The sequence below is a fragment of the Thermococcus eurythermalis genome, from assembly GCF_000769655.1.
Taxonomy (GTDB): domain Archaea; phylum Methanobacteriota_B; class Thermococci; order Thermococcales; family Thermococcaceae; genus Thermococcus; species Thermococcus eurythermalis.
Genome location: NZ_CP008887.1, coordinates 73664 through 88351, shown reverse-complemented (window position 1 = coordinate 88351; position 14688 = coordinate 73664). Strand labels below are relative to the sequence as shown.

Below are 14688 nucleotides of genomic sequence, written 5' to 3'. Positions count from 1 at the left end.
GGGATAGGATGTACCTGAAGAGGAGGCACATTGAGATACTCAGGGAGATGAAGAAGACCGAAAGCCAGGCCGAGATTGAGGCCAAGCTCCCGGAGGAGTTCCAGATAAGGGCGATCGAACTCTACATACTCGGCTTTGCGGAGCTTGAGGGCGGGAAGATCAAGCTTACCGATGCCGGAAGAAAGCTCCTTGAGATTAGCGATTCTCTCAACCTCGATGAGCTCCCTGAGCTAATCGCCGACACCGAGATAATGAAGATGCTTGAGCTCCTTGAGGAGACCGGAAAGGTTCCGGAGAGCTGGCTTGAAAAGCTCAAGGAGAGGAAGCTCGCCGATGAGAACGGCCTCACCGAGTTCGGAAAGGCGCTCCTTGAGCTCTACCGCGAGACTCACCCCGTCGTGTACCTGACCCCGGAGATAGTCTCGTTCCTCAGGGGAATGCCCAAGATAGGCACCCTCGACGAGCTTGTCACCTTCAAGAACTCCAGGCTTTACGGCAACAACATCATCAACGCCCTCCAAGCCATGAGGTTGCTCCTCATCTCGCCGCCGACCGAGAAGGGGAGGGCCTTTGCAACAACTCCCGCTGCGAGGCTCGCCCTTAAGGCTGTTAACATGATTCCGGTCTTCGCGAGGGCCATAGTCCTCAGGAAGGAGGACTTTGAGGCCCTCAGGGCCGGAAAGAGCAACGCCGAGCTTGAGAGCATGGGTCTCAGCGACGAGAAGGGCGTAACCGAGTTCGGAAAGGCCATGATGGAGACCTATGAGGCGATGGGCAGGGTTGAGAAGAAGGTTCTCCCGATTTACCTGCTCGACGATGAGCTTGCAGTCCTCAAGGCTATCAAGGAGATAGAAGAAAAGTACAGGACAAATCCAGACATACTGCCGACCGGGAAGGAAATCGCCAGGCACGTTGAGGTTGAGGACATCGGAGCCGTCCTGCACCTCCTTGAGAGCAAAGAGCTCATTGAGAGGAAACTCGTCAAGGGCAAGGACACCTACTGGCTCACCGAGTGGGGTAAGGAAGCCATAAACTTCGGAACCGTTAGTCCTGATGCGATGAAGGCCGTAACCTACGCAGAGAGCGGAGACGTGCCAATCGCTGAGTGGGTCATAAAGGCTCAGGAGGAAGGTGTTGTAAAGGCCGGAATAACCGACAAGGGCAGGTTCTACCTCAGGCTCAGCAGGAGCATCAAGAGGAAGCCGTTCATCACCAGGTACGACGCCGCGATACTCGCCAAGACCCCGAGGAAGAAGTACATTCACAGGGACGAGCTCGTTGAGCTCGTGAAGGACTACGTCGGCGGAGAAGAGAAGGAGATAACCAGAGCAATCGGCGAGGCAGAGGCCAAGGGCTTCATCGTGGAGCTCCAGAACGGTATGGTCAAGCTAACCGAGCTCGGAGACAGGGTCAAGACAGCCCTCGAAAACGCCAAGCTCCAGGAGATAGTCAAGGTCAAGTTCAGCGTCACGCCGACGCTCTACAACGTGCTAAGGGTCATCTACGACAACATCGAGACCTTCAACAGGATATGGAAGGAGAAGGGAGAGGCAAGGGACTACAAGATTGAGGAAGTTGACGTCATCAGGAAGCACCTCAGTCTCAGCGACGACGAGATAAAGAAGGCCCTGACGATGCTCCGCCAGCTCGGCTTCCTCGGAACCAAGAGCCTGACCGAAGCAGGCAAGACCCTCGTTGAGGCCTACATGTGATTGTGATGTAGTCCTTCTTTTCTTTAACCGTCTACCGTTTCTTAATTTCGATGCCCTTCTCTGAGCATAAAGCTTTAAAAAGCGAGTGCCCCATTTATAAAGGGTTTTTAAACCCACCATTCGGAGGTGTAAACCTTGGTGGACATGAGCAATGTAAAGCTCAGGATTGAAAACATCGTGGCTTCTGTTGACCTCTTTACGGAGCTGAACCTTGAAAAGGTTATTGAAATATGCCCCAACTCAAAGTACAATCCGGAGGAGTTCCCGGGAATCATATGCCGTTTTGATGAACCCAAGGTCGCCCTGCTTATATTTAGCTCAGGAAAGCTCGTTGTCACCGGGGCAAAGAGCGTCGACGACATAAAGAGGGCCGTTAACAAGCTTATTATGATGCTCAAGAAGATCGGGGCAAAGTTCCACCGCGAGCCCCAGATTGACATCCAGAACATGGTTTTCAGCGGTGACATTGGTATGGAGTTTAACCTCGATGCCGTTGCGCTCAGTCTTCCCAACTGTGAGTACGAGCCCGAGCAGTTCCCGGGTGTTATCTACCGCGTAAAGGAGCCGAGGGCCGTCATACTGCTCTTCTCTTCCGGTAAAATAGTCTGTTCCGGTGCCAAGAGCGAGGACGACGCCTGGGAAGCCGTCAGAAAGCTCCTCCGCGAGCTGGAGAAGTACGGCCTTATAGAGGAAGAGGACGAAGAATGGTGAGGCCGTTTGGCCTTTTCAGTAATTTATTCCCCGGTTTTTCTTGAACATAGGCCTGAAAACTACCACCCCGAGAACCCCGGCAGGCTGCTGCGGGCCATAAAGGCTCTCCAGCGTTTGGGCCTGTGGAAGCCAATTGAGCCCAGCCCCGTACCTGAGGAAGAGCTTCTGACCGTCCACACAGAGGACTACGTTGAGCTTGTCAGGGAGAGAAGCATAAAATTCTCCTACCTTGACCCGGACACCTACGTCTCCCCGGGCACATGGGAGGCTTCTCTCCTCGCATTTGGGGCCTCGCGGACGGCTGTCGAGATGGCTTTAAAGAGAAAGGGCCTCTACCTTGCCCTCGTCAGGCCTCCCGGCCATCACGCCGGCAGGTCGGGCAGGGCCTTTAATGCCCCGACTCTGGGCTTCTGCATCTTCAACAACGCTGCATACGCGGCAAAGGTCGCCGAGGAGCTCACCGGGAAGGTTCTCGTCATAGACTTCGACGCCCACCACGGCAACGGGACGCAGGAGATATTCTGGAACGACAACAAAGTAGTCCACGTAGACCTGCACGAGCGCGACATCTATCCGTGGAGCGGTTATGAATACGAGGTCGGCGGTAATGGAGCTGAGGGGACGAAAATAAACCTGCCGATGCCCCACTATGCGAGAGACGATGACTACATCTATGCATGGAACGAAATAGTTCTTCCGATACTGGCCCAGTTCAAACCAAAGCTTGTTGTCATTTCAGCCGGCTTCGACGGCTTCCTCGGCGAGAATCTAACAACGCTAAGACTGAGTGAGCTCTTCTTCGCCTATGCTGGTTCAACTCTTTCGCGCTATCCGCTGGCGGTGGTTTTTGAGGGTGGCTACTCGGTTGGTCTTGACAAAGGTCTTCCCGCGTTCATCAGGGGCTACCTGAGCGGGGAAATCCGCGAGGTTCCGGTCAGTCCATCGTACGAGGCGCTCAGAACCGTTGCGAGGGTGAAAGAGATACATTCCGAGTGGTGGGAGTTCTAACTTACGGGGGGATAAGTGGCTTACCCTGGGGTAAGTTGGTCCTCTTTATGACTTCCTTGACTACTGGGTCAGGAATGGAATAGCCATCTTCACCCTTTTCAAGGTAGCCGTACTTAACGAGGTTCTTCAACAGAGCAGAGAACTTCGCATCGTTTATCTTTCCCGCCTTGAACTCCACGTACTCCTTTATGGAGCTCCATGAGCTGTTTCCAAGGGCAACGGCTTTGAGAATGAACCGGTACCTCGCGCTGTACCTCGTGAGGGCCGAGATTTCGTCAAGAACCAGCGCTTTGGCCCGTTCAAAGAGCTCATCGAGGGCATCTTTTTCGGGGAGCTTTCTAACTCCTCTTATGTAGCCGTAAAGGGTCAGCCATCCGACTATGCCGTCGAGCTTTTCTACGGCTTTCTTGATTTCCTCTTCTTGAACTTTTACCCCAAGCTCGTCGAACCCCCTTCTCAGGAAATCCCTGCTCTGCTCCTTCGAAAACCTCTTCAGTGTTATTTCCCTCGCGTACCTACCAAATAAGGGCTTTTTGGGGTCGTCGAGTCCGATGAAATCGTGGAGCATTCCAACTTCGGAGCCAGTCAGTACAAACGTCAGGTTCGGCAGGTTGTCCACGGCGTACGCTATGAGCCCATCGTACCGTATCCCCGAAAGCCTCAGGTACTGGGCCTCGTCGAAGGCGATTATAACTCTCCTCCCGGTTTTCTCGGCCCATGCGTCAAGCCTCTCAAGAAGTCCTGCAAGGTCGGGCTTTTCATCAAACTCCACCTGAAGACCCGAAACTTTAACCCCCTTAATCCTTGAGAGAGCCTTCACAAGTTCCATCCTCACTTTGTCTCTTCCCTTCAGAGACTTGAGAAGGCCTTCGAGGAGTTTTCTCGCGAGCAGCTCCTGGGGAATCGAGCCATGGGTGAAGTAGAGCGAGCGAACGTCAATCTTGGAGAACGGCTTTCCGGACTCAGAGAGAGCAACATTGAGGAGGGAGCTTTTGCCGAGTCTCCTGATGCCGAGCAGAAGGATTAGCGTTTCCCCAAGCTCAATGGCTTCGGAAAACTCCTTGAGCTCTTCCTCCCTATCGTAGAGGTCTTCCCTTCTCCTCTTTGGCTGGAGGTCGAACAGCAACTTATCCCACCGTAAGTTACTTACCCCGGGGTAAGTTATAAGGGTTTTGGAAAAAATAAATGTCAGCTGAAGCTCGCGAAGCCTATCTCGTATAGCTGGCGGAGCATGCGGAGGACTTTCCTGGCCGTGTGTTTGAAGCGGAAGTTTTCTTTTTCCTTTTCCCAGTTTTTGAGCATGCTTAGAACAGCTTTCCTTCCAAGGTCTTGAACTCTGGTTTTCGCGTTCTCTGAGAGGCACAGCTTTAAGATGGCTTTCAAAGGCTCTTCGAGCTTCTTCCTGTTCCCGTGGAACTTCGGGAGAACTTTCATCAGGAGTGCGAGGTCGAAGATTTCGTCATCATCCCTGAATTCCACGATGCCTTTGTCCTGGCTCTCCTTGGCGCTCTGGAAAAACAGCGCAATCTCATCAACGACGCGATAGCCGAAGTGCATATCGTAGGGTTCAAGGACCCCGTTAAGTTCAGCGAGAACTCTCCAGTACTCTGTACCTTTTAGCTCTCTGACTGCTTTGTTTGCCTCTTCCTTTGAACGGGCGAGGAATTTGCCCTTTTCGCCGCGAAGGTCGTCCAGTATGAGGCCTTTCAAGGCGTTAATAGTTTCTGGGGATAACTCAGACTCCGAATCCTGTGATGGGTAGTTTTCGAGGTCAACGTCATGGAACTCTACAACGAAAGCTCTGTCCAGAACCTTCGGGCTGAATGAGTAAGTGGTCTCGTCCATGTTCACGGTTCCGATGATGTAAAGGTTTGGTGGGAGTTTGAGTTCCCTTGGAATCTCCTGTTCTTTTTCAACCTTCCCAACCTCGTGGAGCGGTATGGGTTCCCTTGTGAATCCATCATCGTCTCTCCCACTCTCAAGGACGCTGAGGAAGTCAGCGAAGTAGTACTCGACGTGGGCAAGGTTCATTTCGTCGAGAATAACGAAGTAGGGCATGGCGTTCTCACGGTTTTTATCGTAGTCCTCGATAGCTTTTAAGATAAAGTCGAGCAGTTGTGTTCTTTGATATTCTCCAGTCAGCGGATTGTAATATCCGAGCAATGCTTTTGAGTCTCTCCAGTCCGGGCGGACGGGGAGGAACAGGAGGTTTTTCTTAGAGTCATCGAGGAGTTCCGCGAGCTCCTGCGCTATCTTTGTCTTTCCGGTTCCCGTCAGGCCCGAGAGGATTACAAAGCCCTTGGTTTTGAGTGCCGTATAGAACTGGGAGACGAGGTGTTGGGAATAAAAGTAACCTCTGTATGAGAGATACCTTCCTATAGTTCTTTTTTGAGGTCCCCTGTTATTATCTGAACCCCTAAATCTGCTCAAGTAAAACGCACTCTCAATCATAGTTTCGATTCCAAGCTTCTTGTTAATCTTGTTGATAGTTTTTAGAAAAGTCATATATTCCTGTATGCTCCTTTCATTCGTGTTTCCACCCCAGATTTTCCTTATTCCAATCTTTTCTCTGACTTGTTTTGGTAGAGTTTGTTTGTGCATAGGATAAAACACTTTGGGGTTCATTACACAAAGCCAAGAGCTAACGGTTGATAGCTTAGTGTGTCTCCCTTTGATTACTTTGATTAAAAGTTCTTGAAGTTCCTCAGCGTCGTCTACGTTTTCAATTTTCTCTGCTTTTAAAAGAAGGTTTCTGAAGCCCGGTCTGCTAAAGAACTCTTCAACTTTCGCACCTTTCCCGCCCCAAGTCCATATAATTTCAACCCCAGTCAGAAGCTTTAACTCTTTTGTAATACTACTATGAATATGCTTCACGTCTTCTCCTGTAATGTGGTCTTTTTTGGCAAAGTCTCTCAATCTCTCTACGTTTTGAAGAATACTGTTTCGTTTTTCTTTCCATTCTTCATGGTATTTTTCTCGTTCTTTCCTTAGGATTGCTTCTAAAACTTCTTCGTTCACAGTTTCACCTCCGGTGCCACCCTAATATATCCAACACCCTTCAAATCTCTGGACAAAAGACTGCTAAAATCAAAACTCCCACTTAATCTACCTTTGTCAATATCAAAAAACACACTCCTCCTTCCCGGATACAGCACCACCGCGAAATTACACCTTAAAGCGTCCCTGTAGGTGTGCATCTTGTAAATGTCCTCAAGCTTTGCCCACGTCGTGTAGTTTCTACTCCTCTCTGCTTCCTCGTCTTCTTTGTCAAAGCCCTCGATTTCCTTGGGTTCATCAACTACATCAAGCTTGAACTTCGCGTCGAAGACCCCAACGAGCTCTGTTCCAGTTTCGTCAGGATCACCAGTAAACAGCGAGAAGTCTGGCCTCAGAGTCACGGAGTAGCTCCACTTCCTTGGGATTAGCCTTTTGTTGTAGTAGAGCCTCCGGCCATTGTCAAATTGTGCGTAAACGTCTCCGCTTTCTGATAACTCCCCCGCGGGTGTGACAACGATGCGGATGTCCTTCTTCCCAAGGACTCTGCCAAGTTCCTCCACGAGCCTGAAGAAAGCCCAGTACTCGTAGAGCTTCGCTATGTCCCTGTTGTCTATTGCCTTTTGAAGCCCCTCGAAGAAAGGCGAGTACGCCGTGAACTCCCTATACAGCTCAAGCAGGTCACGGTAGCCGTCGCCCTTCAGTAGAGTTTGTGAAGTATATGGGAATAGCGTCATGTCCCCTATTTCTTCCCAGATGTCATCGCTTCTAACGAACTCAAGCTCTTCAAGGAGCTCCCTAATGAGCTTCAGGTCAGCCTTTTTTCCGTTCTCGAAGGCGTTTATTACCCTCTCACTCCACTCGATAAGAATACCAAGAAAATGCTTTGCAAACCTGTTCTCTGGGGTGTCAAAGCTCTTGTACTTTCTACTTCCGAGAACTTTGGTGGGCACGTAGCCGTTCAGGTATCTCGCCACAAGAACACCCTCTCCAGCCGGTGCCAGATATTCCGGGTGTTCGGTGATTGAAATCAGCGTTTCTGGGGTTACTTCGTCGACCTCATCTGGCCTTAGCCACTCTTCCTCCACTCTAAGTTCTCGTTTCATTCTGTGCACGACTATCTCAAAGGCCTCGATGATTCGAGTTTTGTTTGAGCGGAGGTAATGGTAAGCAAAGAGCTCGTTTACGGGCTCATCGCTTTCTTCCACTGCAAAGCCCGTTGGCGATTCCAGCTGGAAGGGCATTGAGAGGGAGTGCTTTATTACATCCTCAATGAGTCGCCCCACAAACAAATCTTGGACTTTTGAGAAGCGTGTTATTCCGTGTCCATTCATAGAAGCAAAGACGTTAGGATATATTTTCGAAAATTTGAGCGAAAGAACCTTCACAGGACGTTTAAAGACGATTTCCCCGTTTTTAACACCCGTTATCTCGGTCTCCCCGATGAAGTTTTTGAATGAAATCAAGAACTGCCCATTTCTCAATTTTGTCGCCGGTATTTTGCCAACGAGAACTTCATCTGTGTCAATTTCAGGTTTAAGCAGGTAATCAACCCACTCAAAGAGATACCACCGCTCGCCGTCTGAAAACGTCCAGCATCCGCTTTTGGTTGATGTTATCTCCTTCCCCTCTATGCACTCCACTGGGGGAACACCAAAGTTACTAACAGAATGAGAATTAATAAAAATTGTGGGGCCTTAAAGCCCCAGAATCTCCTTAGCGGCCTGGACACCGAGGTCGAAGGCCTTCATGTTCATCTCGACGGCCTTTGGCGGGACGCTGAGCCTTATGACATCTCTAACGTGCTCCGCGTCAAGCGGGAACTCCGGAATCTGGGTCAGGGCACCGATGAGGACGGTGTTAGTAGTTACGACGTGGCCGGCCTTTATGGCGAGCTCCTCGGCGTTGAAGCCTATCCACTTGGCCTTGAAGTCCTCCTCGACTATCTTCCTGATTTCTTCGAGCTCGGGGTAGCGGGCCTTGCCCATCGAGACCTGGACCGGGACGATGGGCTTGGTGTTCACGACGACCATTCCGCCCTCCTTGAGGTAGTTGATGTAGCGGAGCGCCTCGACAGGCTCAAAAGCGAGGATAACGTCGCCCTTTCCTTCAGGAACCATCGAGCCGTAGACTTCCTCACCGAAGCGGACGTAAGAGACGACGCTACCAAAGCGCTGGCTCATGCCGTGAACTTCACCCATCCTGACCTTGTGGCCGGCGTGAAGGGCGGCCCAACCGAGGATGTTTGCGGCCGTAAGGACACCCTGGCCGCCGACACCGGTGATGACAATGTTATACTCCTTCATTCTTCTCCCCCCTCTACGGGCTTAAAGGCTCCAAACGGACAGATCTGAGCACAGCCTCCACAGCCCCAGCACATGCTCGGCTCTATTCTCGCCTGCTTCTTCTCCTCGTCCCAGTAGATTGCCGGACAGCCGTAGGCGTTGATACATATCTTACAGCCGGTACACTTCTCCTCGTCCACGTAGTAGATTGGCCACTTCTCTCCCTTCCTTCTCATCTGGCCTATCCTGTAGAGGGCACAGATCTGCCTCGTGACGACGACGCTGACGCCATCAACCTCAAGGGCCTTCTTTATGGTCTCGTAGGTGGCCTTTATGTCGTATGGGTCGACGACGGCAACGAAGTCGGCACCCATCGCCTTGGCGACGTCCTCTATTGGTATCCTCCTACCCTCACCGTGCGGAGTCTGGCCGGTGCTCGGGTTGGGCTGGTCGCCGGTCATTGCCGTCACGAGGTTGTCGAGGACGACGACGAGCACGTTGGAGCGGTTGTAGATGGCGTTGGCCAGGGCAGGAAGTCCGGTGTGGTAGAAGGTCGAGTCACCGATGGTAGCAACGATGACCTTCTTCTCCTTGCCGGTCTTCCTCTCTTCCTCGGCGAGGCTTCCGTTGAGGGCAACGCTGAGGCCGTGGGCGATGCCTATTGAAGCACCCATTGCGACGGTGGTGTCAACGGCGTTGAGCGGCGGCAGGAGACCGAGGGTGTAACAGCCTATGTCGCTGGGGTAGATGCCCTTTGAGTGGGTGGCCTTCTTTATGGCGAAGAAGCTGTTCCTGTGAGGACAGGCCGGACAGAGGCTCGGTGGCCTCGGCGGGACTATCTCAAGCGCCTTCTTGTACTTTGCGTCAAGCTCCTCGTAGTTGACCGGTGTGGGGATACCGAGGAACTTGGCTATGGCCTCGACGGCCCTCCTCGTGGTCATCTCGTAGACCCTCGGCACGAGGTCCTTTCCGTGGATTGGAATTCTGATGCCCCTGTCGTAGGCCCAGGTCTTGACCTGCTCCTCGACGACCGGCTCAAGTTCCTCGACGATGAGAACCTTCTCAATGCCGTCGAAGAACTTCTCAAGGAGCCCGTACGGGACGGGGAACGGCGTTCCGAGCTTGAGAACCTTGACGTCCTCAACACCGAGCCAGTGGAGGGCTTCCTTGACGTAGGCGTAGCTGAGGCCGGGGGCGATTATACCGACCTTGGCATCTTCCTTGCCCTCTATCCAGTTGAACGGGCAGTCGTTGAGCTCCTCGCGTATCTTCTCTATCTTCTCGAGTATTATCGGGTGGAACTTCCTGGCGTTGGCCGGGACGTCCACGAACCTGCTCGGGTCCTTCTTGAAGTTGCCGAACTTCCTCTTGCCGGTCTTTATTTCCTCCGGGAGTTCCCCAAGGATGACGTCACCGCGGGCGTGGGAAGTCCTTGTCGTTGTCCTAAGGATGACAAAGTGCTTGAACTTCTCGCTGAGCTCGAAGGCGTACTTCGTCATCTCCTTGGCCTCGTGCGGGTCGGAGGGCTCAAGAACCGGGACGTTGGCGAACTTCGCGTAAACACGCGTATCCTGCTCGTTCTGGCTGCTCCACATGCTCGGGTCGTCGGCGACCATTATGACAAAGCCGCCCTCGACGCCCATTCCGACGGCGCTCATGAAGGTATCTGCCGCGACGTTCAGTCCGACGTGCTTCATTGCCGTCATGGCCCTGAGGCCGCTCCAGGCCGCGGCAAGGGCAGTCTCAAAGGCGACCTTCTCGTTGGTGGAGTACTCCATGTAAACGCCCGCCTTCTTTGCCACGATGGCCATCGTGTCAGTGAGCTCCGAGCTCGGGGTTCCGGGGTAGGCGGCGTAAACCGCTATGTTCGCCTCCAGAGCACCGCGTGCTATGGCCTGGTTGCCGAGGAGGAGAACCTTCTCCCCCGGCTTGTCCCACAACACCATGTCTGTAACCTTCGCCATCAAACAACACCTCCATCGCTAGTCGTAATAAATCGAAACTCCCTTATCTCCCTCAAGATGTCGTGCGGGTCATTCTCAGCCGTGCCCAGCATATCCTTCATACGCTCATAGACTTCCCTAACGGTAATGGGAGAAGTAGAGGGAAATTCAGCTTTCTGCCTCGGGGTTGTCCCCATCTCACTCGTCCTCCAGTACTCCGGTGTTCCTCGCCTGCTGGACGAGGGCATAAGCGCCAGCGGCGACATCTTCCGGCCTCTCGTAGCTCGGAATCCCGTTTGCCTCAAGGAGCTCCTTAGCCTTCTCACTCACGTAGCCGGCCATGAAGAGGCCGAGAACCGGCTTTCCGTTGTTGACTTCCTTAACTGCCCTGATGATGCCCTCCGCGTGCTCGGTTGGCGTCATGCCCGCGAAGGTCGGAACGACACATATTGCGATGAGCATGTCCACGTTCGGGTCTTCGAGGAGGGCCTTCGCGGTCCTGTAGTAGTCCTCACCGCGGGCGCTCGCTATCATGTCAACCGGGTTCTTCACGGCTGCCATCGGCGGAAGGAACGAGCGGAGCTCCTCCATCGTCTTCTCCTCAAGGTTCGCCAGCTTCAGTCCGCGCTTGTCTATCTCGTCCGCGGTCAGAACTCCCGGCCCACCGGCGTTGGTCATTATCGCGACGCGCTTTCCTTTTGGCAATGGCTGGGTAAAGGCCCTCGCCATGCTGAGCATGTCGTCTATTGTCTCGGCCACGAGGACGCCGCTCTGCTTGAAGGCAGCTTCATAAATCTTCCAGCTTCCGGCTAAAGAACCCGTGTGGCTCGAAGCGGCCCTCGCACCGCTCTCGCTTTTTCCTGCCTTGAGGGCTATGACGGGCTTCCTCTTAGTAACGCGCTTGGCTATTTCTATGAACTTCCTTCCGTCCCTTACTCCCTCGATGTAGAGGGCGATGGCCTTGTCCTCCTCGGTGTCGGCTAGATACTCCATCAGCTCAGCGAAGTCGAGGTCGGCCATGTTTCCGACGCTGATGAACTTGGAGAAGCCTATTCCTTCCTTGACGGTCTTGTAGACGATTCCGGCTCCCAAAGCACCGCTCTGGCTCACGAAGGCTATGCTCCCCTTCTTGGCGTCCATTATGAATGTCGCGTTCATGTCGTTGTGTGTGTTCATTACGCCGACACAGTTGGGCCCGATGAGCCTCATGCCGTAGCTGTGCGCTATCTCGACAAGCTCGCGCTCTTCCTTCTTGCCCTCTTCACCGGTCTCACCGAAGCCGGCAGTTATAATGACGGCCCCTTTGACGCCCTTTTCGCCGCAGTCGATTATCGCCTGCTTCACGAACCTCTTCGGGACGACGATTATGGCGAGGTCAACTTCGTCCGGGATGTCCCTGACGTTCTTGTATGCTTTGACGCCCTGAACGGTCTCGTCCTTGACGTTGACGGGGTAAACCCTGCCGTCCTTGTACTTCTTGAGGTTCTTAAAGACTTCATAGCCGAGCTTCATGGGGTCGTTGGATGCTCCAATGACGGCTATAGCCTTCGGTTTGAAGAAGTAGTCCAGGTTCATGGTCTCACCGTTAAAATCTCCGGTGAATCGTATATAAGCTTTCCCAAAAAGGACAGCGTGATGAATATGGGCACTAAAGTGAAAAAACAGGGCCTCAATGGGCCAAAGAGAGCATTAATGGATAAAAAATAAAACTCAGGCGGTGGAGACGGTTTCTTTGGGCTTCAGGGCGTAAGTCGCTATCACTGCGACCACAGCGGTCACTATGAACGTCATCAGCCTCGCTGAGACAACCTCTTCAAGTCCCGAGCTTATCCAGAAGATTGTGAACAGCAGACCAGCGACGATAGTCGGCGGGACGGCCCTCCCGTGGAATCTCTTCCAGAACAGCGTCAGTATGACTATCACGGAGAAAGTGTCACCTATACCCGCCCATGTGTAGCCCACAATGGTGTAGATAAGGTTCGACGGCACCAGGTACGCGGTAATCAGTGCTATAATGCCCAGGACAATCGTGGTAATTCTTGAGAGCATGAGGCCCCTCTTCGGGTCAAAGCCCTCCTTGTAAACGAAGGGCTTGAGCAAGTTCTCGGAAAGCTCGGTGGCGGAGAGTATAAGCAGTGAATCCGCGGTCGAGAGCATGGCCGCTATGGCGCCGGTTATGAACACCGCCGCGAGGAAGGGCGGGAACAGCCTCAGCATGACTTCTGGCATGACAGATTCCTGGTCTGCAAGGCCGGTGGGGCCGAAGATTGCTATTCCAATCCACCCGATTAGAAGGGCGCCGATGTAGGCGAGTATGGTCCAGGTGACTCCGACGTTCCTAGCGAGTTTGGCGTTCTCTTCGTCCTTGATGGCCATGAACCTAATGCTGAGCTGGGGCATTCCGCCGAGATACCCAAAGAACCAGGAGAACTCGGCTATGACAAAGACGATCGCCGCACTGCCTGCAAGACCGCCGAGAATCGTTGAGTACTCCGGCCCCGCCATCTTTAGGGCGCTGGATACCGAGTGGGCAAAGACGTCCGGGTTGTTGGCTATGTAGATGAGACCGACGATCGGCGCTATCGTCAGGGTGAGTATCATGACTATCGCCTGAACCGTGTCGGTGTAGGCGACGCTCTTAAGGCCCCCAAGAACAGTGTAGGGCAGGATTATCGCCGCAGTTATCAGCATTCCGACCTTTGGGTCTATGCCAAAGAGTGCGTTCAGGGTCTTTCCTCCGCCGAGGAACTGGGCACCCACGTAGAAGAAAAAGAAGAACACCACCGTAATACTGCCGAGAATTCTTATCCACTTCCCCGCATCGGAGTGGCGCTTGGCAATGTAGTCAATGAAGGTCGTCGCGTCGTACTTCTCGGCCTCTCTCCTGAGTTTTCCTGCAAAGACCACCCAGGCAACGATGATACCTGCCACACACCCAACCGCGACCCAAATCGCCGAGAGGCCCGCGGCATAGGCAAAGCCTGGAAGACCCAGAAGAGCCCACGCTGACTCGCCGGTGGCACGCTCTGAGAGGGCCGCCACCCAGCCAGGAAGCTGTCTGCCCGCGATGGCGAAGTCCTTGCCGCTCTTCGCCTTCCTCCCCTGGTAAACTCCAAGCCCTATCAAAAACGAAAGGTACAGAACCAGGACAGTCAGTATTTGAGTCTGGCCCTCCACGATTATCACCAAAATATGTTAAATAATGTTCATGTTTATAAGCTTAACTATTTTTGTACAATAATGTATATATATGGCATGACGTACTTATAAGTTCAGCAGAAACACGCTCTCTTGGACACCCCCGAAAGGTTTAAGTAAGCTCTGGTTATTTTATCTTCGGAGGTGATGGCCAATGGTGAAGGTGAAGTTCCTCGGACATGCTGCCTTTCTGATTGAGGGAAGCAAGAAAATCCTGATAGACCCGTTCCTGACCGGAAACCCGAAGGCGGCGGCCAAGCCGGAGGAGCTTGAAGCAGATCTCATACTCGTAACCCACGCTCACGGTGACCACATAGGAGATGCGATTGAAATCGCCAAGAGGACCGGCGCGAAGATAGTTGCGATGTACGACATAGCTAACTACATAAGCGAAAAGGCGCCCGGTGTTGAAGTCGTCGGCATGAACTACGGCCCGACTGAGGTTGACGGAGTCGGCATCGTCCAGGTTCCGGCCTGGCACTCCAGCAGCGACGGGAAGTACAGCATTGGAAACCCCTGCGGCTACATCGTTAAGCTCGACGGAAAGACAATATACCACGCCGGAGACACGTTCGTGTTCCTCGACATGGGCCTCTTCGCCGAGCTCTACGGCCCAATTGACGTTGCCCTGCTCCCGATAGGGGGCCACTTCACAATGGGCGTTAAGGAGGCTGCCAAGGCCGTCGAGCTCCTTAAACCGAAGAAGGTCGTCCCGATGCACTACAACACCTGGCCCCCGATTGCGACCGACCCTGAGGAGTTTAAGAAGCTCGTTGGGGACAGGGCGGAGGTCGTTGTCCTCCAGCCGGGCGAGGAGCTTGAGCTTTGAAAAACCTT

11 protein-coding genes are annotated in these 14688 nt (G+C 53.2%); 4 read left to right on the top strand and 7 right to left on the bottom strand.

Annotated features, from left to right (window positions below; all coding sequences use genetic code 11):
- Window positions 1–8 precede the first annotated feature (8 nt).
- From TEU_RS00535 to TEU_RS00525, 3 genes are all read left to right on the top strand, one after another.
- Complete coding sequence (locus TEU_RS00535) at window positions 9–1712, top strand: DUF505 family protein (RefSeq protein ID WP_050001925.1); 1704 nt, start codon at window positions 9–11, stop codon at window positions 1710–1712.
- Window positions 1713–1847: 135 nt separating this feature from the next.
- A complete protein-coding gene (locus TEU_RS00530; protein ID WP_050001924.1) occupies window positions 1848–2423 on the top strand; it encodes a TATA-box-binding protein in 576 nt (191 codons plus the stop codon).
- Window positions 2424–2429: 6 nt separating this feature from the next.
- A complete protein-coding gene (locus tag TEU_RS00525; protein WP_050001923.1) occupies window positions 2430–3431 on the top strand; it encodes a histone deacetylase family protein in 1002 nt (333 codons plus the stop codon).
- A 1-nt stretch (window position 3432) separates the two neighbouring features.
- On the opposite strand, the gene TEU_RS00520 is transcribed toward TEU_RS00525, so the two are convergent.
- The 7 genes from TEU_RS00520 to TEU_RS00490 form a co-directional block, all read right to left on the bottom strand.
- The gene (locus TEU_RS00520) at window positions 3433–4557 is read right to left on the bottom strand and encodes an AAA family ATPase (RefSeq protein ID WP_050001922.1); all 1125 of its coding nucleotides are present in this window, start codon (window positions 4555–4557) and stop codon (window positions 3433–3435) included.
- 62 nt (window positions 4558–4619) lie between these two features.
- Entirely contained in the window at window positions 4620–6449 is a 1830-nt protein-coding gene (locus TEU_RS00515; protein WP_227738734.1) for an McrB family protein, read from the bottom strand.
- Window positions 6446–8068, bottom strand: a complete 1623-nt coding sequence (locus tag TEU_RS00510) for a DUF2357 domain-containing protein (protein ID WP_050001921.1) — start codon at window positions 8066–8068, stop codon at window positions 6446–6448. Before TEU_RS00510 ends, TEU_RS00515 begins: the two co-directional genes overlap by 4 nt.
- Before the next feature lie 54 nt (window positions 8069–8122).
- The gene (locus TEU_RS00505) at window positions 8123–8731 is read right to left on the bottom strand and encodes an indolepyruvate oxidoreductase subunit beta (RefSeq protein ID WP_050001920.1); all 609 of its coding nucleotides are present in this window, start codon (window positions 8729–8731) and stop codon (window positions 8123–8125) included.
- Window positions 8728–10674, bottom strand: a complete 1947-nt coding sequence (iorA, locus tag TEU_RS00500) for an indolepyruvate ferredoxin oxidoreductase subunit alpha (protein ID WP_050001919.1) — start codon at window positions 10672–10674, stop codon at window positions 8728–8730. The genes TEU_RS00505 and iorA overlap by 4 nt, the downstream gene beginning before the upstream one ends.
- A 177-nt stretch (window positions 10675–10851) precedes the next feature.
- Window positions 10852–12228 carry an acetate--CoA ligase family protein gene (locus tag TEU_RS00495; RefSeq protein WP_050001918.1) on the bottom strand — a complete coding sequence of 459 codons (1377 nt, stop codon included), beginning with the start codon at window positions 12226–12228 and terminating at the stop codon, window positions 10852–10854.
- Between the two features lie 135 nt (window positions 12229–12363).
- Complete coding sequence (locus TEU_RS00490; protein ID WP_227738733.1) at window positions 12364–13839, bottom strand: sodium/proline symporter; 1476 nt, start codon at window positions 13837–13839, stop codon at window positions 12364–12366.
- 166 nt (window positions 13840–14005) lie between these two features.
- On the opposite strand from TEU_RS00490, the gene TEU_RS00485 reads away from it, so the two are divergent.
- Entirely contained in the window at window positions 14006–14680 is a 675-nt protein-coding gene (locus TEU_RS00485; RefSeq protein ID WP_050001916.1) for a metal-dependent hydrolase, read from the top strand.
- Window positions 14681–14688 lie beyond the last annotated feature (8 nt).